The 22455-nt window shown below is 66.0% G+C and carries 23 protein-coding genes; 14 read left to right on the top strand and 9 right to left on the bottom strand.

What is annotated here, in order from left to right; all coding sequences use genetic code 11:
• The first annotated feature begins 261 nt into the window (after window positions 1-261).
• Window positions 262-654 (top strand): XopA/Hpa1 family type III secretion system protein, encoded by a 393-nt coding sequence (xopA, locus tag CPBF1521_RS02530; RefSeq protein WP_104583507.1) that lies wholly within the window; start codon window positions 262-264, stop codon window positions 652-654.
• Window positions 655-732: 78 nt separating this feature from the next.
• Here the strand turns inward: xopA and sctC are convergent, their stop codons facing one another.
• From sctC to CPBF1521_RS02485, 9 genes are all read right to left on the bottom strand, one after another.
• Window positions 733-2556, bottom strand: a complete 1824-nt coding sequence (gene sctC / locus CPBF1521_RS02525; RefSeq protein WP_115675800.1) for a type III secretion system outer membrane ring subunit SctC — start codon at window positions 2554-2556, stop codon at window positions 733-735.
• Between the two features lie 175 nt (window positions 2557-2731).
• The gene (gene sctT / locus CPBF1521_RS02520; RefSeq protein ID WP_115675799.1) at window positions 2732-3562 is read right to left on the bottom strand and encodes a type III secretion system export apparatus subunit SctT; all 831 of its coding nucleotides are present in this window, start codon (window positions 3560-3562) and stop codon (window positions 2732-2734) included.
• A complete protein-coding gene (locus CPBF1521_RS02515; RefSeq protein WP_115675798.1) occupies window positions 3559-4068 on the bottom strand; it encodes a type III secretion protein HrpB7 in 510 nt (169 codons plus the stop codon). The genes sctT and CPBF1521_RS02515 overlap by 4 nt, the downstream gene beginning before the upstream one ends.
• Window positions 4061-5389, bottom strand: a complete 1329-nt coding sequence (sctN, locus tag CPBF1521_RS02510; protein ID WP_115675797.1) for a type III secretion system ATPase SctN — start codon at window positions 5387-5389, stop codon at window positions 4061-4063. The genes CPBF1521_RS02515 and sctN overlap by 8 nt, the downstream gene beginning before the upstream one ends.
• Window positions 5379-6080: a type III secretion system stator protein SctL gene (gene sctL / locus CPBF1521_RS02505; RefSeq protein ID WP_115675796.1), complete on the bottom strand. Its 702-nt coding sequence runs from the start codon at window positions 6078-6080 to the stop codon at window positions 5379-5381. Before sctL ends, sctN begins: the two co-directional genes overlap by 11 nt.
• Window positions 6065-6694: a type III secretion protein HrpB4 gene (locus tag CPBF1521_RS02500; RefSeq protein WP_115675795.1), complete on the bottom strand. Its 630-nt coding sequence runs from the start codon at window positions 6692-6694 to the stop codon at window positions 6065-6067. Before CPBF1521_RS02500 ends, sctL begins: the two co-directional genes overlap by 16 nt.
• Window positions 6695-6703: 9 nt before the next feature.
• Window positions 6704-7468 (bottom strand): type III secretion system inner membrane ring lipoprotein SctJ, encoded by a 765-nt coding sequence (sctJ, locus tag CPBF1521_RS02495; RefSeq protein WP_115675794.1) that lies wholly within the window; start codon window positions 7466-7468, stop codon window positions 6704-6706.
• Between the two features lies 1 nt (window position 7469).
• A complete protein-coding gene (locus CPBF1521_RS02490; protein ID WP_115675793.1) occupies window positions 7470-7862 on the bottom strand; it encodes a type III secretion protein HrpB2 in 393 nt (130 codons plus the stop codon).
• Between the two features lie 31 nt (window positions 7863-7893).
• The gene (locus CPBF1521_RS02485; protein ID WP_115675792.1) at window positions 7894-8349 is read right to left on the bottom strand and encodes an HrpB1 family type III secretion system apparatus protein; all 456 of its coding nucleotides are present in this window, start codon (window positions 8347-8349) and stop codon (window positions 7894-7896) included.
• A 212-nt stretch (window positions 8350-8561) separates the two neighbouring features.
• On the opposite strand from CPBF1521_RS02485, the gene sctU reads away from it, so the two are divergent.
• From sctU to xopZ, 13 genes are all read left to right on the top strand, one after another.
• On the top strand, window positions 8562-9635 hold the full coding sequence (gene sctU, locus CPBF1521_RS02480) for a type III secretion system export apparatus subunit SctU (protein WP_115676491.1): 1074 nt from the start codon (window positions 8562-8564) through the stop codon (window positions 9633-9635).
• Between the two features lie 8 nt (window positions 9636-9643).
• On the top strand, window positions 9644-11566 hold the full coding sequence (locus CPBF1521_RS02475; RefSeq protein WP_115675791.1) for an FHIPEP family type III secretion protein: 1923 nt from the start codon (window positions 9644-9646) through the stop codon (window positions 11564-11566).
• Window positions 11566-12201, top strand: coding sequence for a type III secretion system protein SctP (gene sctP, locus CPBF1521_RS02470; protein WP_181901077.1), 636 nt, complete (start codon window positions 11566-11568; stop codon window positions 12199-12201). The genes CPBF1521_RS02475 and sctP overlap by 1 nt, the downstream gene beginning before the upstream one ends.
• 90 nt (window positions 12202-12291) lie before the next feature.
• Window positions 12292-13245 (top strand): type III secretion system cytoplasmic ring protein SctQ, encoded by a 954-nt coding sequence (gene sctQ, locus CPBF1521_RS02465; protein WP_181901130.1) that lies wholly within the window; start codon window positions 12292-12294, stop codon window positions 13243-13245.
• A complete protein-coding gene (gene sctR / locus CPBF1521_RS02460; protein WP_104583496.1) occupies window positions 13232-13876 on the top strand; it encodes a type III secretion system export apparatus subunit SctR in 645 nt (214 codons plus the stop codon). The genes sctQ and sctR overlap by 14 nt, the downstream gene beginning before the upstream one ends.
• Window positions 13877-13880: 4 nt before the next feature.
• The gene (sctS, locus tag CPBF1521_RS02455) at window positions 13881-14141 is read left to right on the top strand and encodes a type III secretion system export apparatus subunit SctS (RefSeq protein ID WP_002802878.1); all 261 of its coding nucleotides are present in this window, start codon (window positions 13881-13883) and stop codon (window positions 14139-14141) included.
• Entirely contained in the window at window positions 14138-14953 is an 816-nt protein-coding gene (locus CPBF1521_RS02450) for a 4-hydroxyphenylacetate catabolism regulator HpaA (RefSeq protein ID WP_115675790.1), read from the top strand. Before sctS ends, CPBF1521_RS02450 begins: the two co-directional genes overlap by 4 nt.
• Window positions 14950-15897, top strand: a complete 948-nt coding sequence (gene hrpD5 / locus CPBF1521_RS02445) for an HrpD5 family protein (protein ID WP_115675789.1) — start codon at window positions 14950-14952, stop codon at window positions 15895-15897. The genes CPBF1521_RS02450 and hrpD5 overlap by 4 nt, the downstream gene beginning before the upstream one ends.
• A 10-nt stretch (window positions 15898-15907) precedes the next feature.
• The gene (gene hrpD6 / locus CPBF1521_RS02440; RefSeq protein ID WP_104583493.1) at window positions 15908-16150 is read left to right on the top strand and encodes an Hrp regulator HrpD6; all 243 of its coding nucleotides are present in this window, start codon (window positions 15908-15910) and stop codon (window positions 16148-16150) included.
• 86 nt (window positions 16151-16236) lie between these two features.
• On the top strand, window positions 16237-16509 hold the full coding sequence (hrpE, locus tag CPBF1521_RS02435) for an HrpE family protein (protein ID WP_104583492.1): 273 nt from the start codon (window positions 16237-16239) through the stop codon (window positions 16507-16509).
• Between the two features lie 55 nt (window positions 16510-16564).
• Entirely contained in the window at window positions 16565-17047 is a 483-nt protein-coding gene (locus CPBF1521_RS02430) for a CesT family type III secretion system chaperone (RefSeq protein ID WP_115675788.1), read from the top strand.
• Between the two features lie 174 nt (window positions 17048-17221).
• The gene (locus CPBF1521_RS02425; RefSeq protein WP_181901076.1) at window positions 17222-18334 is read left to right on the top strand and encodes a pectate lyase; all 1113 of its coding nucleotides are present in this window, start codon (window positions 17222-17224) and stop codon (window positions 18332-18334) included.
• A gap of 114 nt (window positions 18335-18448) precedes the next feature.
• On the top strand, window positions 18449-22411 hold the full coding sequence (xopZ, locus tag CPBF1521_RS02420; RefSeq protein WP_115675787.1) for a XopZ family type III secretion system effector: 3963 nt from the start codon (window positions 18449-18451) through the stop codon (window positions 22409-22411).
• Window positions 22412-22455 lie beyond the last annotated feature (44 nt).

Here is a 22455-nt window from a genome sequence, read left to right as displayed (position 1 = left end):
CACATGCTGGACGAAGCGTCTATGACATAAGCGAAAGCACCGCGTGCAGCGTTGCAACGCAGCTGTTTTCCAGTGCTTTCCCGAGATTTCGCCATCCTCACGTTCGCAAGCAAAAGCGCACTTTCGCGTCCTGGCAGATGCATCGCGCTTGCCTCTTCTACCTTGCCGACGGGGCAACACAGCGTCCCTGTTGCGAGCTTGCCGTTGCAGCTTTCCGGCAACCGCGATGTACCCAGTCAACCACATGAGACGGGAACCACCATGGACTCATCTATCGGAACCAACTTTTCGAATTTCAGCAACGTGCAGACGATGGGCGTCGGGCCCCAGCAAACGCAGAACTCAGGTCAGCGCGCGTCCTCGGCTGGCTCCGAGCAGCAGCTGGATCAATTGCTCGCCATGTTCATCATGATGATGCTTCAACAGAGCCAGGGCAGCGATGCCAATCAGGAATGCGGAAACGACCAGCCGCAGGACGGTCAGCAGGGCCTGAGTCCGTTGACGCAGATGCTGATGCAGATCGTGATGCAGCTGATGCAGAACCAGGGCGGCGCCGGCATGGGCGGTGGCGGTTCGCTAGGCAGCAGCCTGGGCGGCAACAGTCTGGGTGGCGGTTTCAATGCCAACCTGTCGAGCATTACCGGCCAGGCCTGATGGGCAATGCGTGCAGGCTGCCGGTCCACGCGGCAGCCTGCACGTTTCAACAGCATCGGCAGCCCCTCGAGGCGCTGCTCAGGGCGAGACGATATGCGGGGTCAGCAGGAACAAGCGCTGCAGCCGCGACCCGCTCTGCTGGCGATGCTTGAACAGGTTGCCGACCAGTGGAATCTTGGACAACCCGGGCACCTTGTTCAGATCGGTCTGGTCGCTATCGGAAGCATAACCGGCGATCAGCAGGCTCTGCCCCTCGTTGACGAATGCCTGCGTGGTGATCTCGCTGGAGGTGATGACGGGGATGCCATCGACGGTGTTGGCGCCCAGCTGCCCGTCTTCGATGCGCACATCCAGGCGCATCTGTCCGTTGGCCGAGCCCGGCACCACACTTGGCAGAACGCGTAGCGACACACCGGCGGACAGGTTGTAGAGGTCCGCGGATGCGTAGCCGCTGACACGCACGAATGCCTGCTGCTTGTGATCCATCACCGCTTCCACGTTGTCCAGCGTCGCCACCTGCGGGGTGGAGACGATCTTGGCCTTGTTGGTCTGCTCCAGCGCCGACACACGCGTCATCAGGTAACGTCCCGCATCTCCCAGGACCGCCGTCAAGGTGCCGCCCAACGGAGCGCTGGCACCTGCCGCCGCTGCACCGCTCAGGGTGCCATCGTAGCCAAGCTGGCCGCCACGCCCGTCGCCGGTCTGCACGTCGACACGCCGGCTGTGAAAACGCCAGTCCACGCCCAGATCCTGCATGGCGCCATCGCGGATCTCGATGATGGTGGCATCGATCTGCAGCAGCTTGGGGCGGTTGTCGAGCTGCTGGATCAACGTGCCATAGGCCGCCATCCGCTCGGGGCGGTCGCGAATCAGAATGGCGTTGGTGCGCGGGTCGGCCTCGATCACCGGCGCGTCGGAGGCCAGCTCGCCGCCGCTGCCTGCATCCACCGCCAGCGGCGTGTCGCGCCGGGCCTGGCTCATCTCCGGCCAGACGCTGGCCGGCGCACTGGTGCCAGTGCCCGGCAACGGCGGGCTGACCGGCACCCGATCGGACGGCGAGCCACCGCCGAACCACGACGCAGGCAAACCGAGAATGCCGTTGTTACCACTGCCGCCGCCGTTCTGGCCCTGAGCACTGTTGCCGAACGTATTGGACGAGCCGCCGCCGATCGGTTGCACCCGCCCGAAATTGGCGCCCGGCCCGGGCAGCGCCGCGGTAGGAGCGCCACGCACGCCGTACATGCTGCGCAACAGGCTGGCCATGCCCGGCACCTGGACGTCCTGCCCACCGATGCGGGTGCTGTGATCGGCGGCCTGCGCATAATGCAGCTGGAACACCTGCACCTCCGTGGCGTCGCGTTGGCGTGCGCCCTGCTCGACCTGTCTGGCGATCGCGGCGACGGTATCCACATACCCCGGCGGGCCGGACACCACCGCCACGTGCGCCGCCTCGTCGTAACGGACCGGAAAGCGCGGATCGTCCAGGCGCATGCGCGCAAGCGCATCGCGCAAGGCAGTCGTCGACGCAGCGCCCAGATTCAAGGTTGCATTCTTGGTTTCATTGGCGCCCCAGATCCTGAGCACCGCACCGTCGTAATACCAGACGAAGCCGAATGTCGCAGACAAATCGTCGAGGAATTTCTGCGGGCTGGCCTCGAACTTGCCACTGAGCGTGCCGGTCACTTCCGGTGAAATCCAGGTGGTGATGGATTGGCTGGCGGACAGGTCGCGCAGCACTTCCTTGAGATCCTTGTGGTCGGCGACGTATTTGAAGCTGCGCGAATGCCACGGCACCTGCGCGGCATCGGCACGCGGCGGCAGCAGCGGCAGCAGGCTGAGCAACAACGCGGCGGCCAATGGCGCACGTCGATTGCGGTGAACTGGAGGACAGGCATATGCCATGGCGTTCCCTCTGCGAGGCAAGTGAAAGAAGTCGATGGGGTGGCGCCCGGCAGGCAGGCGTCGGCCGGGATTGCGTGCCGCGTGCAGCCGGGCTGCAGACACGGCGTCGGGCAGTGCATCGGTGGCGCGTGCGGTCAGTGTAGGCAGCGCACGGCAGTGGATGTCTCAACAATGATCAATTCGCGGCGCCCCCTTTGCCGCCGATGTTGGCGGCATCGTGCAACTGCTGCTGGAAATGGAGGAAGCCGAGTGCGTCACCGGATTGCGTAATGAACACGCTGGTCAGCAATGCGAGCAGCAGCAATGCCAGTACCCCACGGATCGGCTGGCTCAGGTTCGATGGTTCCAGCTTGTCGGCGGCGCGGGCCACAAAGCCGATGGCCAGATCCACCAGCACCAGCACCAACATCACCGGCGCAGACAGCTTGACCATTGCGGTCATCATGTCGTCGGTCTGCTGGATGACGAAGGACTCGGCGACCGCTCCCATGTCCGGCGTGAGCTGGCTCAGCGGCCACCAACGGAACGATTCGAACAGCGCACCGAGCAGCATCAGCATGCCGCCCAGCGCGTAGAAGGACACGATCGCCAGCTGCATCAACACCGTGGACACCGGCGTACTCTGCTCGCCGCTCAGCGGGTTGGTCATCTGGACGTTGTTGTAGCCGGACACATCGTCGATGAGCAGGCCCACGCTCTCGGCAACCCAGAACACCGTGGATGCGGCAAACCCGATCAGCAGGCCGATGAAGGCTTCCTTGAATACCAGGCCCACCAGGCCGGTCGCTTCGATCCTGGCCAGCGCATCGGCCGGCTGTCCGTAGGCGATGAAGGAACTGAGCACATAGATCACGCCGTTGCGCGCCATCCCCGGAAGGCTGTCCTGCGCCGTGGCCGGCAGCACGAAGAACATCACGAACACGCGCACTCCGCACAACGCCAGCAGGGTCAGCAGCGACACGCCCTGGGATGACAGCGCCAGCAGCGCGTTGGCGGTGTCGTTCATTGCCCCACTCCGCGCGCGGCACGATGCCGGCGCAGCCCGACCAACGCCTCGATCGCGTCTTCCTCCTCGGCCGCTTCGCGTTGGGCTTGCCAGGCACGCTGCGCGCTGGCGGCGTTTTCCGCATACATCTGCGCCTGCGCCTGCAGCTTGCTCACGGCCTGTTGCACCGCTGCGGCCTCGTCGCGTGCGTTCTGTAACGCCTGCGTCGCTGCGACCAGCGCCTGCTCTGCGGCGCGGCAGCGCTCTTCCAGCACGGCGCGGAAGCGCTGGTGCTGCAGGATCGTCTCGATGCCGATCGGCTCACCCGCGCCGGCCCTGTCGGCCAGCGTGGCATCGAATGCGGCCAGACGCGCGGTGCAGGCGCTGGCCTCCTGACTGCAACTGGCGCATTCGCGGTCGCACTGCGCCAGCGCGCGCCTGCAGTCGCCCAGACGGTCCTGCATCCGTTCATGACGGCGCGTCTTCAGCTGCTGCAACGTGGTCCAGATGCTGGCTCGCTCACGCATCGTCGATCACGCCGGCAAGCTGCTCCAGGGTGGTGTCGTAGTCGCTGAGCTGGTCGGTGGGCTGGCTGAGGAAGTCGCGAATGGCATCGATCCTGGCGATCGCCTCGTCGGCGACCGCATCGCTGCCCTGGCGGTATTCGCCGACCTGCAACAAGGTTTCCACTTCGTTGTACTTGGCCAGCAGACGCCGCAGCTGTCCTGCGTACTGGCGTTGCTCGGCAGACACGATCTGGCTCATCACCCGGCTCAGGCTTCCCAGCACATCGATGGCCGGGTACTGGTTCTTGGCGGCGATCTCACGCGACAGAATCAGATGGCCATCCAGGATGCCGCGCACTTCTTCGGCGATCGGATCGCTGCCGGTATCGTCCTCGGCCAGCACGGTGTAAAACGCGGTGATCGAGCCGGTCTCGCCCATGCCGGCACGTTCGAGCAGGCGGGGCAGCTCGGCGAACACCGATGGCGGAAATCCACGACGCGTGGGCGGCTCGCCGGCGGCCAGACCGATCTCGCGTTGCGCGCGGGCAAAGCGCGTCAGCGAGTCCATCATCAGCAGAACGCGCATGCCCTGATCGCGAAAATATTCGGCGATGGCGGTGCCGACATAGGCGGCCTTGGCGCGCTCGATGGAGGAACGATCGGAGGTGGCGCACACCACCACGCTGCGCGCCAGACCGTCCTGGCCAAGAATCATCTCGATGAACTCACGCACTTCGCGTCCGCGTTCGCCGATCAGCACGATCACATTGACATCGCACTGCGTGCCGCGCGCGAACATGCCCATCAAGGTGCTCTTGCCGACGCCTGCCGCGGCGAAAATGCCCATGCGCTGGCCTTCGCCCAGCGTCATCAGGCCATCGACGATGCGCACACCGGTCGGCATCGGTTGTTCGATCAGGCGCCGGCGCATCGGATCCGGCGCCTGCGCCTGGATCCGGACCCAGCCGTCGCCGGCGAGCGGCCCCTGGCCGTCCGCCGGCTCGCCCAGGCCATCGAGCACGCGTCCCAGCAACGCCGACCCGACCGGCACCGCCAATGGGTGGCCCGATCCGATCACGCGTGTCTCGCGCGACAAGCCCACCAGTTCGCCAAACGGCGCCAGCAAGGCAAGATTGCGGCTGAAGCCCACCACCTCGGCACGCTGCAGCAGCCTGCCGTCGCGCTGGCGCAACTCGCACACCTCGCCCAGGCTGACCTGCACCCCGGCGACCTTGAGCATGGTGCCGATCACCTCGACCACCTTGCCGTAGCGACGACCGAAGGCCAGCGCAGCCAGTTCGCGCTCGAGCGTTTCCTCCAGCAGCGGCATCTCAACCGTCATCTTGCACCGCCTGCGGCGCGGCCAGGACGCGGCGGATCACCCGCTGGATGCTGCGGAGCTGATCGTGCAGATCGGCCTCGAACACGCCGGTATCCCATTCGCACACACAGGCGCCCAGGGCCAGACCCGCATCACCGCACAGTTCCACCGGCATGGGCCAGCCTGCGGCCGCCGCGGCCGCATCGAAGGCGCGCCGCGCGTCGTCCAGCGCATCCGGATGCACGCTCACCCTTAAGGCCCTGGCCTCGTCCAGGGCGCCGTCCAGCGCCTGGGCGGCGCGTGCGTACAGCGCAGCGGGATCGTGACCGTGCAGGACCTGTGCGCAGGCATGCGCGACGATCCCGGCCAGACGCTCGCGTGCGCGCCGTGCGGCGTCCTCGGCCGCGAAGGCATGCCGCACGCCGCGCTCGTTCCACGTGTCGAGCTGACGGCGCAGGCCGGCGGCATAGCCCAACCGTGCGCTGCGCTCGGCCTTGTCCCGGGCATCGTTGAGGATCGCCTCGGCCTGCTGCCGGGCGTCGTCGATCAGCGCCTGCGCACGCGTCTGGGCGTCCGCCAGCGTCTGCGCGCAACGCGCGTGCACCTGTGCAGCCGCGGCGTCCAGTTCCAGCACACGGGCCAATGCCTCACGGGGGATGACGTCGCCGTCCAGGCCGACCGCCTCCGGCGTGGACCTCAGCCACAGGCGCATGGCAGCTCCGGCAACAAGGTGGGAAGCGCCTGCAGGAATGCATCGCTCGCGCCATCTGCAGCGATGGGCGCCACCTGGGCAGCGCCTAGCGGCAAGGACAGCGCGATCACGTTGGCGATGCACGGGTCGGGCCAGGCCCCATCGGCCGCCAACCGACGCCAGCCATCGCCGACCCATGCCGCCTGGTCGGCATCGCGCGGCAACAGTGGCGCTGTCATGCCGGTGACCGCGCGATGGCGCACATGCTCAAGTACCGCCGGCCCCACCCGCTGCTCGAACCAGCTCAGGCGCTCGCGCTCGATGCAGCGGCGCAGCGCCAGTGCGCGCGAAAACAACGCGCGGCTCATCAATACCTTGGCGAGCAGGTCGGGCGCCAGCACCACCAGCTGGTTGGCCGGCGAATCCAGCGCAGAGACCTGCATGCACAAGCATCCCGACCAGGCCTGGATCACGCGCACACGGCGCTGCGCAGGCGCGCGTTCCCAGCCCGACGCAGCGACCGGACCCAGCCAGTGCGCCACCCGCTCTGCCTCCAGCGATTGCGCCAGGGCGGACACCACCGCCGTCCATCGTTGAAGCCACCGTGCCGCGTTGTCGATGCGTGCCTTGTCCATCGGCCGGCCTCACCCAGCAGGTTTTCTGGACAACGCGCGCAGGCGCTGCCAGCCGCCCCAGCGGCGTGCATCGGCGCTCGGCCACCAATACAGCGCTGCTGCACCGACCGCCACGCACAGCGCCAGCGCGCATCCGGCCAGCCATGGCCACGCCCAGGCACGTGGAGGCGCCGATGCGGAGAGCTGCGCATCGCTTTCCGCCCCGCCTGGCACCAGCGTGACGCTGACGTTCTCGTAGGTCAGTCCTTCCACGCTGTGCATCACCAGCGTCTTGATGCTGGGCACCAGGCTGGTCAGATCGCTACCGACGCGAAACTTGATGAACACCGCGGCGCTGGAGGGTTTGACCGAGGTGGACAGCGGGTCGTTGTTGGGAAGCACGATCTCCACATCGGCCGCGATCACGCCATCGATATTCGACAGGGTCTGCGACAGCTGCTGCGACACGCCGTAGATGAAGCGCACGCGTTCTTCGGTGGGTGTGGAGATCAGGCCGTCCTTCTTGAACATCTCGCCGAGATTGGCGTGCCGCGCGTGCGGCATGCCATGCGCGCGCAGCACCTGCAACGCGTACGCCACCTGGTCATGCGGCGCGTTGATCGCCCAGGTCTTGCCGTCGTCGGGCGTGCGCTTTTCCGCATCCACATCGGCGGTCAGCAGCACGGCGAGCATCTCGTTGGCGTCGTTCTCGGTCAGCCCGGAATACAGCTGCTGGTCGCAGCCAGACAGCAGCAGTGCCAGCAGCAACACCACCAGATATCTGAGCGTTCGCATGCTATTGGTTCTTGAACAAAGTCTGCACGGCGTTCTTGCCCGACTGCGCCACCCCGACGCTGACATTGAGGTTGAAGCCGACCATGGTCAGCTCGTGCATCAGCTTCATTTGTTGCGAGGCCATTTCCTGCAGGCCCATGGTCGGCGCCCGCATGCTGAAGGCATCGATATGCTCGGCGATGGTGCGCACGCCATCGTTCTGCACGTCGACCATCCGGCTCACCATGCTGGGCTCTCCCACGCGCTGCATGGCAGGCGGCAGCGGGCTGGAGGATTGCATCAGCGCCTGGAAGCGGTTGACGAGCGCCTGGTTCGGCGCTGCCGTCGGCGATATCGCGGGCGTGGACAGGCCGGAACTGGCAGTGATCGGGGCAACAGGAGGAATGAGCGTCATGGCATGTTCCGCAGGCTGGGTAACGTCCGGGTCAGGCGCGCAGATACTGCGCGTTGGGAACTTCCATCGGCGCGGCGGATTCGGTCGCCGATTCCGCCTGCATGGGTGCCGGCGTGTAGCGTCCTGACAGCGCCTTGACCAGGCCAACTGCGTCGGCATCGGTGTCCTCTTCGATCAGGCTGTCTGCAATGCCATGCCACGAAGCGTCGCCCACCGCAAACAGGCAGCACGCGTACAAGGCCTTGCACAGTGGCTTGGAGCCGGCATCGGCCTCCAGCTCACGCAACAGGCGCGCACCCTCCAGATAACTGCCGCGCTTGATCGCGATCCAGGCATCGAAGGTATCCAGCGCCTTCAGCTCCGGCCGCAGCACCCGCACGGCGGCCAGTACCGCTGCGGCCTCTTCGAGTTTCTCGTGCGTCAGCCCCACCGTGATCAGTTCGATCAGCCCACTCACGACCGAACCGGGACATTCCATCTTTTCCATACCGCACCTCGTCATTCAATGGCTGTGGACAGCATGCGTGCGTAACGTACGCGTCGGCGCCAACCAAGGCTCTTCAGAAGCGAACATCGGAATACCATCGCGAACAAACACATCGTGCTTCGTCCACCCACGCACACGTTCGCCCTGGAAGCGGATCGCCTGGCGATGGCTCAACCAGAATCGGCGTGCAGCAACCGCGGCCGGAGATCGCCATGTCGGATGAGAAGACCGAGAAGCCGACAGAAAAAAAACTGCAGGATGCGCGCAGGGATGGGGAAGTGCCGGTCAGCCCGGACGTCACTGCCGCCGCCGTGCTGCTGGCCGCGTTGTTGGTGATGAAACTGGCGGGCAGTTATTTCGTCGAACACCTGCGCGCCTTGATGTCGATCGGCTTCGATTTCAGCGCCAATACACGCGATGCCACCGCCTTGCACCGCGCACTCGGTCGCATCGGCGTCCAGGGCGTGTGGCTGACGCTGCCCTTCGTGGTCGCATGCCTGGCCGCAGGATTGATCGGCAGCTTTCTGCAGACCGGGCTCAATGCCTCGCTCAAACCGGTCACGCCCAAGTTCGATTCGCTCAATCCCGTGAACGGGGTCAAAAAACTCTTTTCGTTGCGAAGTCTCATCAACCTGCTGAAATTGGGCATCAAGGCCGCGGTGATCGGCGTGGTGCTGTGGTACGGCCTGCGCGCACTGATGCCGACGATCATCGGGCTCGCCTACCAGCCAACGGCCGACATCGCCCAGATCGGCTGGCGTGCGCTGGGCATCCTGTGCGCCCTGGCGGTGCTGGTATTCGTGCTGGTCGGCGCGGCGGACTGGAGCGTGCAGCACTGGCTGTTCATTCGCGACAAACGCATGAGCAAGGACGAGCAGAAACGCGAACACAAGGATAGCGAAGGCGATCCGGAATTGAAGGGAAAGCGCAAGGAATTCGCCAAGGAACTGGTCTTCGGCGACCCGCGCGAGCGCCTCGCCAAGGCCAAGGTGATGGTGGTCAACCCGACCCATTACGCCGTCGCGCTGGCCTACGAACCGGACGGCTTCGGTCTGCCGCAAGTGGTGGCCAAGGGAGTGGACGACGGTGCGCTGGAACTACGTGCCTACGCGCACAACCAGGGCATTCCGATCGTGGCGAACCCGCCATTGGCGCGTGCGCTGCATCAGGTCGAACTGGGCGAGGCGGTTCCCGAATCGCTGTTCGAAACGGTGGCGGTGGTGCTGCGCTGGGTCGACGAGCTGGGCCGCGACAACGATGACGGCAGCGGTCCGCTGCCCTGCTAGGAGATCGCATGCGCCTGACACGGTATTTCGCATACACCGGTGAAGTGGCGATCGCCGCCTTGGTGGTGGCGGTCATCGGCTTGATGATCCTGCCGCTGCCCACCCCGCTCATCGACACGCTGCTGGGCATCAACATCACCCTGAGCGTGGTGTTGCTGATGGTCACGATGTACGTGCCCGACTCGATCTCGCTGTCGTCGTTTCCCTCGTTGCTGCTGTTCACCACGCTGCTGCGGCTGTCGTTGAACATCGCGTCGACAAAATCGATCCTGCTGCATGCCGAGGCCGGCCACATCATCGAGAGCTTTGGCGAGCTGGTGGTCGGCGGCAACCTGGTGGTGGGCCTGGTGGTGTTCCTGATCATCACCACGGTGCAGTTCATCGTGATCGCCAAGGGTTCCGAGCGCGTGGCGGAAGTCGGTGCGCGCTTCACCCTGGACGCGATGCCCGGCAAGCAGATGAGCATCGATGCCGACCTGCGCGGCGGCAACCTGAGCGCAGACGAAGCACGCAGCAAACGCGCGCGGCTGGCGATCGAGAGTCAGCTGCACGGTGGCATGGATGGCGCCATGAAATTCGTCAAGGGCGACGCCATCGCCGGCCTGGTGATCACCATGGTGAACATCCTGGCCGGCATCGTGGTGGGCGTGACCTATCACGGCATGAGCGCAGGCGAGGCGGCCAACCGCTTTGCGATCCTGTCGGTGGGCGATGCGATGGTCTCGCAGATCGCCTCGCTGCTGATCTCGGTGGCAGCCGGCGTCATGATCACCCGCGTCGCCAACGAGAACGAGGCCAAGACCAGCTCGCTCGGGCTCGAGATCGGCCGCCAGCTCACCGGCAATGCGCGCGCCTTGATGGCGGCGAGCGTGCTGCTGGCCTGCTTTGCGTTCGTTCCGGGATTTCCTGCGGTGCTGTTCCTGCTGCTGGCGGCGGCAGTGGGCGCAGGCGGCTATACGATCTGGCGCAAGCAACGCGATGTCAGCGGCAGCGATCAGCCCACGCTGCCATCCACCAGCCGCAAGGGCGCCAAGGGCGATGCACCGCACATCCGCAAGAGCGCGCCGGATTTCGCCTCGCCCCTGTCGATGCGGCTGTCGCCGCAACTGGCTGCGCGGCTCGACCCGGCACTGCTGGACCAGGCGATCGAGTGCGAACGCCGGCAGTTGGTGGAACTGCTGGGCCTGCCGTTTCCGGGCATTGCGATCTGGCAAAGCGACGCCCTGCAGGACCTGCAGTACGAAGTACTGATCCACGACGTCCCGGAAACCCGCAGTGCCTTGAGCGATACCGCAGACCTGCAGAAGGCGCTGGCCCAACAGGCGATCGCACCGCTGCGTGCACGCGCGCATCTGTTCGTCGGCATCCAGGAAACACAGTGGATGCTGGAACAGGTAAGCGCGGACTATCCCGGGCTGGTTGCAGAGGTCAACAAGGCCATGCCCGCCCAGCGCATCGCCGATGTGTTGCGGCGGCTGCTGGAAGAACGCATCCCGGTGCGCAACATCAAGAGCATCCTGGAGAGCCTGGTGGTGTGGGGACCGAAGGAAAAGGACCTGCTGATGCTGACCGAGTATGTGCGCTGCGATCTCGGCCGCTATCTTGCGCACACTGCGACCGCAGGCACCGGGCAGCTGCCTGCGGTGATGCTCGACCACGCGGTGGAACAGTTGATCCGGCAGTCGATTCGCGCCACGCCGGCAGGCAATTTCCTGGCCCTGCCACCGGAGCAGGCCAACCAGCTGGTCGAGCAGGTGGAGCGCATCGTCGCAGATCAGGCACAGCATCCACTGGCGGTGGTCGCATCGATGGACGTGCGGCGTTATGTGCGCCGCATGATCGAGGCGCGCCTGAACTGGCTGGAGGTCTATTCGTTCCAGGAACTGGGCGCAGAGGTGCAGCTGCAGCCGATCGGCAGAGTGGTGGCCTGATGCGCAAGCCACCGGTCCGCCACGTGCGCATCCTGCCGATCGCCGGTGCACCGTTGCCGCCGCACGCAGCGCCCACACCGGCGCGTGCGACGCAGCGTGTCAGCTTCATGCAACTGCGCCGACGCCTGAGCAGCGTGCTGCGCGGATTGCCGGACATGGTGGTGCCGGAGAATGGCGACGACGCTCCGCCGCTGCCAGGCGATGCGGATGCTGCCAGCGACGGTCACGACGCTGCGCCGCTGCCAGGCGCGCCCCCCTGCCTGGATGACGGCAATCGTGGACAGATCGCGCGAGGCGACGACAGCGACGCCTTGGGTCGGCAGATCGCCGCCGAGTGGATCCGCACCCAACGCGCGCAGATGGCCATCCACCACATCGCGCTGCGGGTGGCCGAATTCTGCAATGCCACGCCGGTGCGCGGCGCAGGGATCTGGGAGGCGTGGCTGGAGATCAACCACGACATCCTGCCGCAGACCACGCTGTTCTTGCGGCTTTCGCCAGACCAGCTATCGCTTCGCTTCGACAGCGGCTCGCCCGAGACGCGCGAGGTACTTTGCAATGGAAGAAAGCGTCTGGATACCGCATTGAAGGCCGCGCTCAGCGACACGCTGCAGATCAGCATCGAGGTCGTCTAGCGCCGCACATGCAGAACAGCCATATCGAGGGACCCCGCTTTGTCAACCGAGCCGAGCCCGACGCCAACGGCACGCGACTTGTCGCAAGCGCTGACCCACGTGCCTGCTGCGCGCGCGCAGCTCGGCAGAATCCTGTGCGACCCGCGTACCACGCGCCGCTGCGGCTTTACCGCGCAACGCCGCGGCATCCGGGCCGCGGAAGCGGCGCGCCTGCAGCTGCAGTTCGATAGCGGCACCCTGGAGTTGCGGATCGCCGCACGCGACGGCCTGGCGCTGCTGTTGAACGAAGCCGATGCCGCCCTGCGCACCGCGATCGCCGGTGTGCTGTTGAGCGATGCGCTGCGCGCCTTCGCACCGCTTGGACTGGGCGCTGCCGAGGTCGCCGCCTTCGAGCGCTGCGCGGACGCGGCCAATTGCCTCGACATTGGCATCGCCCTCGGCGACATCGACGCGATCGCGGAGACCGCCAGCCCATTGCTGCTTGCCGCGCTGCACAGCGCGACCGCTGCGCTGGCGACACCATCGCCACTGCCGGCCTGGCTGAGCGCACTGCGGCTGAGCACGCGCCTGCGCATTGGCCAGCGCACGGCAGCGGCGACGCTGCTGCAGTCGCTACGACCGGGCGATGTGCTGCTGCACGCGCTTGGCCCGGCCCCGGTGCGTAGCGGCGAGTTGCTCTGGGGCATCCCCGGAGGTGCGGTGTTGCGCGCACCGGTACACCTGAACCCGCAACAGATGATTCTGGAGACCGCCCCCGCCATGCAGCACGATACGCCCGAGTCCGATCCCTCGCAGTCCACCGCCGATGTGGCGGCACTGGAGCTGCCTGTCCAACTGGAAGTGGACCAACTTGCGCTCTCGCTGTCAGTGCTGTCGGGCCTGCAGCCCGGCCAGATCCTTGAACTGTCGGTGCCGGTGGACCAGGCCGACATCCGTCTTGTCGTCTATGGCCAGACCATCGGCATCGGCAGGCTGCTGGCGGTGGGCGAACATCTCGGCGTGCAGATCCTCAGCATGTCGGAGACTCCACATGCAGATGCCTGATGTCGGCTCGCTGCTGCTGGTGGTCATCATGCTGGGCTTGCTGCCCTTCGCAGCGATGGTGGTCACCTCCTACACCAAGATCGTGGTCGTGCTCGGCTTGCTGCGCAATGCCATCGGTGTGCAGCAGGTGCCGCCCAACATGGTGCTCAACGGCGTCGCCTTGCTGGTGTCGTGCTTTGTGATGGCGCCGGTGGGCATGGAGGCGTTCAAGGCCGCGCAGAACTACAGTCCCGGTGCCGACAACAGCCGCGTGGTGGTGCTGCTCGACGCCTGCCGCGAACCGTTTCGGCAGTTCCTGCTCAAGCACACGCGCGAGCGCGAAAAGGCTTTTTTCATGCGCTCGGCGCAGCAGATTTGGCCCAAGGACAAGGCCGACACGCTCAAGCCGGACGATCTGCTCGTGCTGGCGCCGGCGTTCACGCTCAGCGAACTGACCGAGGCGTTCCGCATCGGATTTCTGCTGTATCTGGTCTTCATCGTGATCGATCTGGTGGTGGCCAATGCGTTGATGGCAATGGGTCTTTCGCAGGTGACGCCGACCAATGTGGCCATTCCGTTCAAATTGCTGCTGTTCGTGGCGCTGGATGGCTGGTCCATGCTGATCCACGGACTGGTCTTGAGTTATCGGTGACGCCATGGACCATGACGATCTGGTGCGGTTCACCTCCGAAGCCTTGTTGCTGTGCCTCAAGGTGTCGTTGCCCGTGGTCGGCGTCGCCGCGCTTGCCGGCTTGCTGATTGCCTTCATCCAGGCAGTGATGTCGTTGCAGGATGCGTCGATTTCGTTTGCGCTCAAGCTGGTGGTGGTGGTGGCTGCCATTGCGGTCACCGCGCCCTGGGGCGCCTCGGCGATCATGCAGTTCGGCCAGGCGCTGATGCAGGCGGCCTTTCCATGATCCGGCGCATTTCCCCAGGCGCTGTGCCGCCGTCGCTGCCGGCCACGCCCGGCGCCTCGCATCACCATGCCGATGCGCCGGGAGCTGGCGCGCAGCCGCTGGCGGACACGCCCCATCATGCCCCCCGCCTGCGCCCCGCTCCGCCACGCAGGCGGCGGCGCGGCATGCGGTCGCTGGATGGCATGGACGACGAACTCGACGCCACCGACCAGGAAGATGCCGAAGCGGCGCGCGTGTCGGCGCTACGCGGCCGCGTCAGCATCGCAGTCGCTCAGCCCCAGGAGCAGGGACAACGTCAGGACGATCAGCATGGCGCCGGTGGTCGCGCACATGCCGGCGATCCGCACGCAGTGACGTGGCCAAGCGCCTCGCCGGTACACTGGGACGAGGATGTGCGTGCGGGTGTCCAGGCCGTCATCGATCGCTATGCGGCAACGCGCGCCGCCGACCAGACGGTCAGACGGCACGCCCTCACCGCCGCGTTCGTGGAGTTGCGTGACATCGGCATTGCCCATCCGGTCGCCGCATCGCTGACCACCATGGTCTGGATGTTGATGCGCGAGCACCTGCAATCGGCCCAGGCGAGCACCTTGTCCGAAAGCGTCGACACCCTGCGCAAACGCCTGGCGGAGATGGTACGCGCGCAACCGGAGCCCACACCGGCGCTGCGCAGCTACAACCTGCTGCTGCCGCTGATGCTGATCAGCGCGGGAAAGCCGCGCAGACCCGCTGATTGTGCGCGTGGCGTCACACGTTTGAACACGCTACTGATGGAACACCAAGACGGGGCCGCTCAGGGGATTCGTGCATGATCATGCAACTTCGCATACTGACGGGAATACACGCCGGCGCGCGATTAGATTTGCAGCCAGGCAGCTACACGTTAGGCGCCGATCCCCAGGCCGAGATCCGGATCGAAGACTGGCCTGATGGCCCGCTCATCATCGAGGTGGATGCAGATGGTCAAGCTCGTTATCGCAGCGACGCGTTGCCAACGACACCGTTTGTTGCGCTGCATCCAGTGCGTTTTGGTCCGTTGGTGCTTTGCGTCGGCGGGGCTGCTGCCGATTGGCCGGACGATGTGGCGCTGCTGGAGCGGTTGCTGTCTCCAGCCGCGACGCCGGCAACACCCCCACCACGCAAGTCCAGGCGCACTGCGCTGCGCGCAGTGGTGGGCGCCATGCTAGCGCTGGCCGCCGCAGCGCTGCTGCCCTCCCTGCTACCGGCATTTCTCTCCGATGCCGCTCCCGCGCGCAGCCAGGACAACCAGCTCAACCAGGTCCGGTCCGTACTGAAACGGCTGGGCTTGCGCGAAGCGCGCGTGGAACAGGTCGGTACGCGCGTGCGCGTCGAGGGTTTGGTGGCGAGCAGCGCGGATGCGGCACGCCTGCGCGTACAACTGCACCGGTACCAACATGCGGTCACGGTCGATGTGCTGGTGGTGGATGAGGTGCTGGCAACCCTGCGCGATACTTTGGCCGACCGCGATCTGAACGTTCGCTACGACGGTCAAGGCGTGTTCTCCATCGCCGGCAGCAGCGACAACGCGGAGCGTGCAATCCGAAGGATTGCCGATCTACGCAGCGATCTGGGCCCGGAGGTCCGCAAGCTGCATGTGGACATCACCCAGCAGGACCCGTCGGTAAAACCGCCCGCCAATTACGACGCCGCGCTGCTCGCCGACGGGTTGCATTACGTCGAGACCCCGGACGGCACCAAGCACCTGACTTCCCTGCCGCAGCACGCGGCGCCATGAGAACCGCACCATGTTCGATGCCATGACCCACACGGTCACCCAGGATATGAGCAAGATCTTGCAGACCAAGGCGGAGGATCTCTCCGGTGAGCGACTGCGCAACATCGATGCAGCGCTGCACACGACAGCGCAACAACTCCGTGTGCACTGGTCTGCAGCGAGCGATCAGGCTGCGCGCAACAATTTCACCGTCTTGCACGACGGCATCAACGCCGCACGCGACATCGTCGCGCACATTGCCAGCATGCCTTGATCATCGAGTTCCTTGGCCACGTTGGTCAAGCAAAACGCGCCGACAGGCGCTCCACGTTACTTCACCTTTAGCTGAGGAGTATTTCTATGTCGGATTTACAATCGATTGGGCCGCGATTGGGCCAGGGCGGGGATCTGTTTAAATCGGACTTTTCAAGCAGATACGACAATCATATGAGCAGCCAGACTTCAGACAATCAGATGGATAGTCTGATGGGTGGCATTGGCCATTCAGCCTCCGCACAGGAGCGCATGAACAACTACCTGACCGAGAAGAAGAACGAACTTGACTTCAACGTAGCGCTCAACAAATTCATCGGCAAGGCTGGCGACAACGCGAAGCAGCTGGTTGGCCAGTAATGGGCCCTGACATGACGCAGGGCCGATGCATGGCCCTGCGCATGTCGTACGACAGATGAGCAGCACCCGATTCGAAGCGATCGTCCAGCAGATGTGCGAAGCACTGGACCTGCCGGATGTGCAGACGGTGCTCAGCAAACGCGTGCTGTGGGTGGACGGGTTTGAAGTCTATCTGCACATGCCTGCAGCCCAGACCGACGATGAAGCACAGCAAGCGCCGGAAGAAGAAGCGCTGTATCTACGCATCTGCTACGGCCTTGCTCCTGCGGGACGCACCTTGACGGTCTTCCGGCTATTGCTGGAAGCCAACCTCTCGGTGTACGCGCAGGACCAGGCGCAACTGGGATTGAACGATGCCGGCGTGATCGTGCTGATCGTGCGCGTTCCGCTGGACGACGACGTCGACGGCGCATGGATCTGCGATCTGCTCGCCCACTACGCCGAGCATGGCCGTTACTGGAACAAGAATATCTTCATTGCACACGACGAAATGTTTGAAGGAATCGCGACGGGGAATTATCTGTGGCTACGCGCCTGAGGTGCTCGGCCTTGCATGCAAGCTAATGCCTGCAGCGAGGCAGGCACGACTCAGCAGCACGCTGATCGGAGCCTTGCGCATCCGCTGCGCTGGGTCACATCGCCACGCTGTCGCGCCGTCATTCCCCCTCGCAGGATTTCTTACGCCATTCATCACTCGCAAGGACACTCGCCAATGAATCTCGCCATCCCCTCACACACCACTGCGAGCTTGCAGCCGTCCTCGTTCTCCCTGTCGCAGCAACAAGCCCTTACCGCGGTGATCATGAGCATGCTGGCGTACTGCATGCAACGCGTGCTCAGCGACATGCTGCAGTCACAGGATCAGCCATCCAGTGACGGTCAGTCACCGGCCACCCCCAATCCGACGCCCTCGATGCCGCCATCGAACCCGCCGAGTTCCACCAACCCCGGCGGACAACACGGCAGCGGGACTGGCAATGGCAGCGGCGGCAATGGCAGCAACACCAACAAGGGCAACGGAAGCACCAGCGGAACAGGAGCCGGCAACGGCACATCCCACAGCAGCCCGGGTCAACCGGCAACGCCGCCTGGCACCGGCCAGCCGGTAACGCCCAGCGCCAACGGCACGCAAGCACCCCTGCCTCCCGGCAAGGTCGTCACCGCACCGCCCGGCGTACAGAACAAGCCCATCGTGGTGCATAAGGGCGAGGTGTTCGACGGCAAGAATCAGACCTATATCGGCGGCCCCTGCCTGGGCAAAGGCGATCAGGACGAGCACCAGCAACCGTTGTTCGTCGTCGAGGACGGCGGCTGCCTCTGCAACGTCAACATGACGGGCGGCGGCGACGGGGTGCATTTCATGGGCAGCGGCAAGATGGTCAACTGCGTCAACGAAGATGTCAGCGAGGATGCGGTCACCATCGACGGCCAGGGCAACCGCGAGCATGATGCGGGAATTGCAGGTTGTAGCGCTGAGGTCAGCGGCCGGCCGAAGGTCGAGATCATCAATTGCACGTTCAAAAATGCCGCGGACAAGGTCGTGCAGGACAACGGTGCTGCCGACGTGGTGATGTCGGGTGACACCGTCGAGGGTGCCAGCAAGGTCTTCCGCACCAATGGTGGGCATGCCGATATCAATACGAGCCTTCAGGTGGAAAACTGCGAGTTCAGTCAGGTCAAGGAAGCAGTGTTCCGCACCGACGCGCCAGGCGCGACGGTGGCGTTGGCAAACCTGAAGACCGATGCGCCCGACGAGGTGATTGCTCCCAACGCGTCCCAGGCCATCGGCGCGACACGCATCGGCCATAAGGCCTACAGCGGCTGATCACACCCTGCACCGTTGCTGTGCGTCGAGCGCGCCCGGCAGATGCACTGCGTTGACGCATCTGCCGGGTATCGGCGCCCGGTGGTGTCGAGGTCCACATGCGAGGTGTCGAGCGTGACCCGTATCCGCCCTTCCACCCTGACATTCGGGCTGCCTGGCAACAGCCATGGCGCGGCGCATGCGGGTACGCCGTCGCCGCACAAGCAGGCCCATCACCGACTGCATCAACTGGATGGGCCGGCGGCCGAGTCCGAAGCACGCGCTGCAGAGCTGGATGTGGCCGCACGGGTGTATCGCTACACCGCACCTGCTGCCGACACCGGACGGGGCGCGCCTGCGCCACGCGAGACAGGCAGGCTGCGGAGCGTGCGGAAGTCGTTGCAGAAGCTCGCCCGGCTCGCCGGCACGGCGGTGGGCATCGCCCGGCAGGCCACTCCCGACCATACGCGCCTGCTGCGCTACCAAGGCACATCTGCGCAGCCTGCACCGCCCACTCGGGCAGAGCCGGGCCACTGGCACACACTCGCTCCTTTGCAGACAGCGACATTCGCCGCCTCGCAACGGCTAAGCGACGCCCGGGTCGCCGTGCGCAAGGCCGCCGCGCTTGAGCGCCTGGTGGTGCTGCATATCGATCGCCTGGAGCAGGACACAAGCCTGCAGGCCAGACGCGCACCGCGCCTGGCCGACCGTGCCAACGCCACCCGCAAACGCCAACAGGTGCTGGCCACCTGGAATACGCTGCTCCGCAAGCACATCGCCAGCTGCAGCGAGCGCCTGGCGCGTACCGAGCAACAGCTGCAGCAGCAACTGGACCAGCTCACCGCCGTGCACGCGCCCGCTGCAAACGAGCGCCGACCGCGCTTGCGTGACCTGCTCAAGCACGAAGCCAAGCTGGAGCGCATCCGCCAGCAGCACCAGCACGCGCAGCACCTGTCCGCCCTGCGCGAGAAACAGCAGGCCTTGCTGCAGCGCCTGGAAGCACGCGCCGCCAACCTCGACACCACACTGGCACAGGCGCTGCAGTCAGCACTCATCGTGGCCGGCGACCTGTTCGAGACCGCTGCGCGCGCCGACGCGTTGCGTGCACTGCTGCCGGCGCTGGCGGATCTCACGCAATCGCTCGAGGAGGAGGTTGACCGCGCGGCGGCAGACGATCTGCGCGCCAGCCAGGCGCTGCGGGCCGCATCGGACGCACTGATTGCCGCGCAGATCGCGCAGACCGCATCCAGCACAACCGATGCCGCCGCGGCCACCGCATTGCGCAACCGCTTGTCGTCCTGGGCGAGCGGGCTGTCCACCACGCGTTTTGCAGACCAGGCCGTGCCTGCAGCGGGGATCGTGGCCATCGCGCTCGGCGCGCTGCGCTCGGCAGTGGCCAGTGTGCTCGGCGACAACCGCGCTGACGCCGCGGCGCTGCTGTTGGCCACCTTCGACCGTGTCCACGACAGCACCTGGAGCGCGCTGATCCCCGCCGATCCGGAACGGCCAGGAGACCCGCCTGGCACGACGATGGGCGAGCACTCCGCCATTGCCCGCGCAGCGATCGAGGCGGCGACAACGCATTGGCTGGAGACCCTGGGACGTGTGCCACGCGGCCGTCAGGTACTGGGCCAGTTGATCCAGGCACGCCACGAGCGTGCCGCCGACCCCGGCCGCCAGGACATCGCGCGCATTGCGTTGCGGGCCGATGCGCTGCTGCGCGCCGCACCTGTGGACGATACCGCCACGCGGTGCTGGCTGAGCGGTGCGCGGCGCGCCGCCGGTGTCGCCCTGCACGCGGCCGACCCGGCAGATGCGTTGCGCACCTGCAGCAGCGACGAACGCGCGGCCTACCATGCGCTGCGCAACGGCTACGAGTCGCGTGCTCCCGATTCGGCGTATGCGCGCGCAAACGCCCACCTGCAGGCGTTCGGCGAGGCGGTGCGTACTGCCACCTCGCCGCACCCTGCCGGCGCACACGCGAGCGCTCCCAATCCACTGCATGCCTTGTCGGAGGGGCTTGAGGCCGCATCGGCCACCGCACTGCCGACACCGCGTCGACGCGCCAACCTGGCCCTGGAGCACGCCGCGGCTGCCTTGGCCTGCTACCTGGGCGCACTGCATGCGGCCCGACCGCAGGGCAGTGTTCCATCGCAGGCCGAGCTGCACTGGCAGGCGGCGGCCGAGCTGCTGCAATGGGTCGATGAGGACGTGGACCGCAGTTGCGTGGTCTTCGATGCCGCCACCCTTGCACGCATCGCCGAACGTGCCGCAGCGCTGCACAACCACCATCAGGCGCAGGCATCCCGAGCCCCGGGCGGTGCAGCGGTGCAGGCAGCGCCACCGGAAGGATTGCGGCGTGCCTGGGAGCAGGTGCGGAGCGGTCGCTGCACCGCGCCAGCCGCGTTCGATCTGTTGCGCACCTGCCTGTCTACGGTGCGGGCGGAGCACGCAGAGCAAGCGGCGGAGCCGCAAGCAGGCGATCCCTCGCCACAGGCCACGTTGTGGCTCGCACATGCGCAGGACTGCCTGGCGCATTTCGACGCCGCCGTCGACAAGACCTTGCAGTTGATGAAGCAGACCGGTGCCGGCGCCCTGGCTCACCCCGAGGCATTGCTGGACCTGCTGCGCGACATGCTCTCGCACCTGGAATGGCGCGACCGCTGGCGGATGACCTGCCAACAGACCTGGGGCGCCAATCTCGCACCGCTTTCGGCGGCAGCTGCGATTGCAGGGTCTGCGTTCGGCCTGGGTACACGACTGATCGCCAGCATGCAGTGCAATCGCGATGCCTCGCTGGAGTTCTACATGGGACGTACCGGCCTGTACCTGCAGATCAGCCGCCAATCCGCGACGCAGCGCCAGCTCGGTGCGGGTCTGACTGTCGGCTATGGCATCGATGTGGAAAGCGACTACGCGGCAGCCGGGGTGTCGGCCGCCGTGGACTGGCGCTATCGGCGCGAGGCCGGCGTGGAAGACGGCCTGCAGCTCCGTATCCCCCGGCTGGGCAAGGGACGCGAGCCGGAGCTGCTGCAGGCATTTTTGCGCATGCTGGAGCATCTGGTACGCCGCGCAACGCCCGATCCTACCGCACAGCCCCCCGACGCGGACTGGATGCAGGCATTGCTGGCCGAGCATCCGGACGCCAGCGTCGGGCTGATCGACCAGGCCGCACGCGTCAGCCAGGGCACCGAATGCAGCGCCAGCGTCAGCGCCGGCCTGCGTGCAGGCGATGCGCACGGCCGCCGCGCGGGCGGTGCGCTGGGGCTCGGCGTCAAGTCGCGCCAGGACCTCGGCTGGACATCGACGACCGTGGCCGGCTACATGACCACGCACTACTGCGACGCCACCGCCGCACGCCGGGTGGAAGCGGCCGCACGCCTGACGGCCGGCGTGCAACTGGCGCTTGCCCAGCATCGACACGGAGGCGCATCGGCAACGCCTGCGGCCAGCACCACGCTCTCGGCACTCGATGCCGGCTATGTCGCCGAAGTGAACGCGGACGTGGCCACCGCGTTCTGCACGCTGTTCCAGTTCGGTGGTGAAATCGATGCGGTCCGCAGCGACCGCGCAACCGACTTCGCGCAATTCGCCGCGTTCGAGCGCCTGGTCCGCACCCAGTGGGAGCGCTGGGCCGACTACGGCCTGGTCAAGCTGGGCACCGATGTCGACCAGACCCTGCAGCCGGTGCTGGCAGAGCTGCAACTGGAGCATTTCATGCAGCAGGCCAGGCGCTTTGCCGATGGCAACGCGCTGGCTGCGCTGTTCGCCGACGAGGCGTTACGCAGCGAAGCTGCACCGCTGCTGGACGTGCACCGCGCACTTGCACTGGTGGCGCAGGATGCAGGTGACGACACGGCTGCACTCGCCGAGCGCACCGCCTTCGACGCGTTGCTGCAGCAGCCCGCCGTGTGGGAGCCGACGTTGCTGCTGGTCCGCGAGAAGACAAAACTGACCGAAGAACGTGGCGTGGACTTCATCGTCAAGCGCCAGCGCAACCGCATCGCCGAGGCCATGCGCACGGTCGGTCAATGGCCAGCGTACGAAGCGGTGCCGCGCGCCGTATCGCCCCGCTCCACCACCACTACTCGCACGTAAGCCGCGCACCGGGCTGGCCCCGGGACCGCCAACAAACGACAGAC

This window comes from Xanthomonas euroxanthea, from assembly GCF_900476395.1.
Taxonomy (GTDB): domain Bacteria; phylum Pseudomonadota; class Gammaproteobacteria; order Xanthomonadales; family Xanthomonadaceae; genus Xanthomonas; species Xanthomonas euroxanthea.
Note: the sequence above shows the minus strand (reverse complement) of the source record. Positions and strands in the feature narration are given on the sequence as shown.

Coding starts and splice junctions, on each gene's coding strand:
- xopA (WP_104583507.1), top strand. CDS start 262: ATGGACTCATCTATCGGAACCAACTTTTCGAATTTCAGCAACGTGCAG.
- sctC (WP_115675800.1), bottom strand. CDS start 2,556: ATGGCATATGCCTGTCCTCCAGTTCACCGCAATCGACGTGCGCCATTG.
- sctT (WP_115675799.1), bottom strand. CDS start 3,562: ATGAACGACACCGCCAACGCGCTGCTGGCGCTGTCATCCCAGGGCGTG.
- CPBF1521_RS02515 (WP_115675798.1), bottom strand. CDS start 4,068: ATGCGTGAGCGAGCCAGCATCTGGACCACGTTGCAGCAGCTGAAGACG.
- sctN (WP_115675797.1), bottom strand. CDS start 5,389: ATGACGGTTGAGATGCCGCTGCTGGAGGAAACGCTCGAGCGCGAACTG.
- sctL (WP_115675796.1), bottom strand. CDS start 6,080: ATGCGCCTGTGGCTGAGGTCCACGCCGGAGGCGGTCGGCCTGGACGGC.
- CPBF1521_RS02500 (WP_115675795.1), bottom strand. CDS start 6,694: ATGGACAAGGCACGCATCGACAACGCGGCACGGTGGCTTCAACGATGG.
- sctJ (WP_115675794.1), bottom strand. CDS start 7,468: ATGCGAACGCTCAGATATCTGGTGGTGTTGCTGCTGGCACTGCTGCTG.
- CPBF1521_RS02490 (WP_115675793.1), bottom strand. CDS start 7,862: ATGACGCTCATTCCTCCTGTTGCCCCGATCACTGCCAGTTCCGGCCTG.
- CPBF1521_RS02485 (WP_115675792.1), bottom strand. CDS start 8,349: ATGGAAAAGATGGAATGTCCCGGTTCGGTCGTGAGTGGGCTGATCGAA.
- sctU (WP_115676491.1), top strand. CDS start 8,562: ATGTCGGATGAGAAGACCGAGAAGCCGACAGAAAAAAAACTGCAGGAT.
- CPBF1521_RS02475 (WP_115675791.1), top strand. CDS start 9,644: ATGCGCCTGACACGGTATTTCGCATACACCGGTGAAGTGGCGATCGCC.
- sctP (WP_181901077.1), top strand. CDS start 11,566: ATGCGCAAGCCACCGGTCCGCCACGTGCGCATCCTGCCGATCGCCGGT.
- sctR (WP_104583496.1), top strand. CDS start 13,232: ATGCAGATGCCTGATGTCGGCTCGCTGCTGCTGGTGGTCATCATGCTG.
- sctS (WP_002802878.1), top strand. CDS start 13,881: ATGGACCATGACGATCTGGTGCGGTTCACCTCCGAAGCCTTGTTGCTG.
- CPBF1521_RS02450 (WP_115675790.1), top strand. CDS start 14,138: ATGATCCGGCGCATTTCCCCAGGCGCTGTGCCGCCGTCGCTGCCGGCC.
- hrpD5 (WP_115675789.1), top strand. CDS start 14,950: ATGATCATGCAACTTCGCATACTGACGGGAATACACGCCGGCGCGCGA.
- hrpD6 (WP_104583493.1), top strand. CDS start 15,908: ATGTTCGATGCCATGACCCACACGGTCACCCAGGATATGAGCAAGATC.
- hrpE (WP_104583492.1), top strand. CDS start 16,237: ATGTCGGATTTACAATCGATTGGGCCGCGATTGGGCCAGGGCGGGGAT.
- CPBF1521_RS02430 (WP_115675788.1), top strand. CDS start 16,565: ATGAGCAGCACCCGATTCGAAGCGATCGTCCAGCAGATGTGCGAAGCA.
- CPBF1521_RS02425 (WP_181901076.1), top strand. CDS start 17,222: ATGAATCTCGCCATCCCCTCACACACCACTGCGAGCTTGCAGCCGTCC.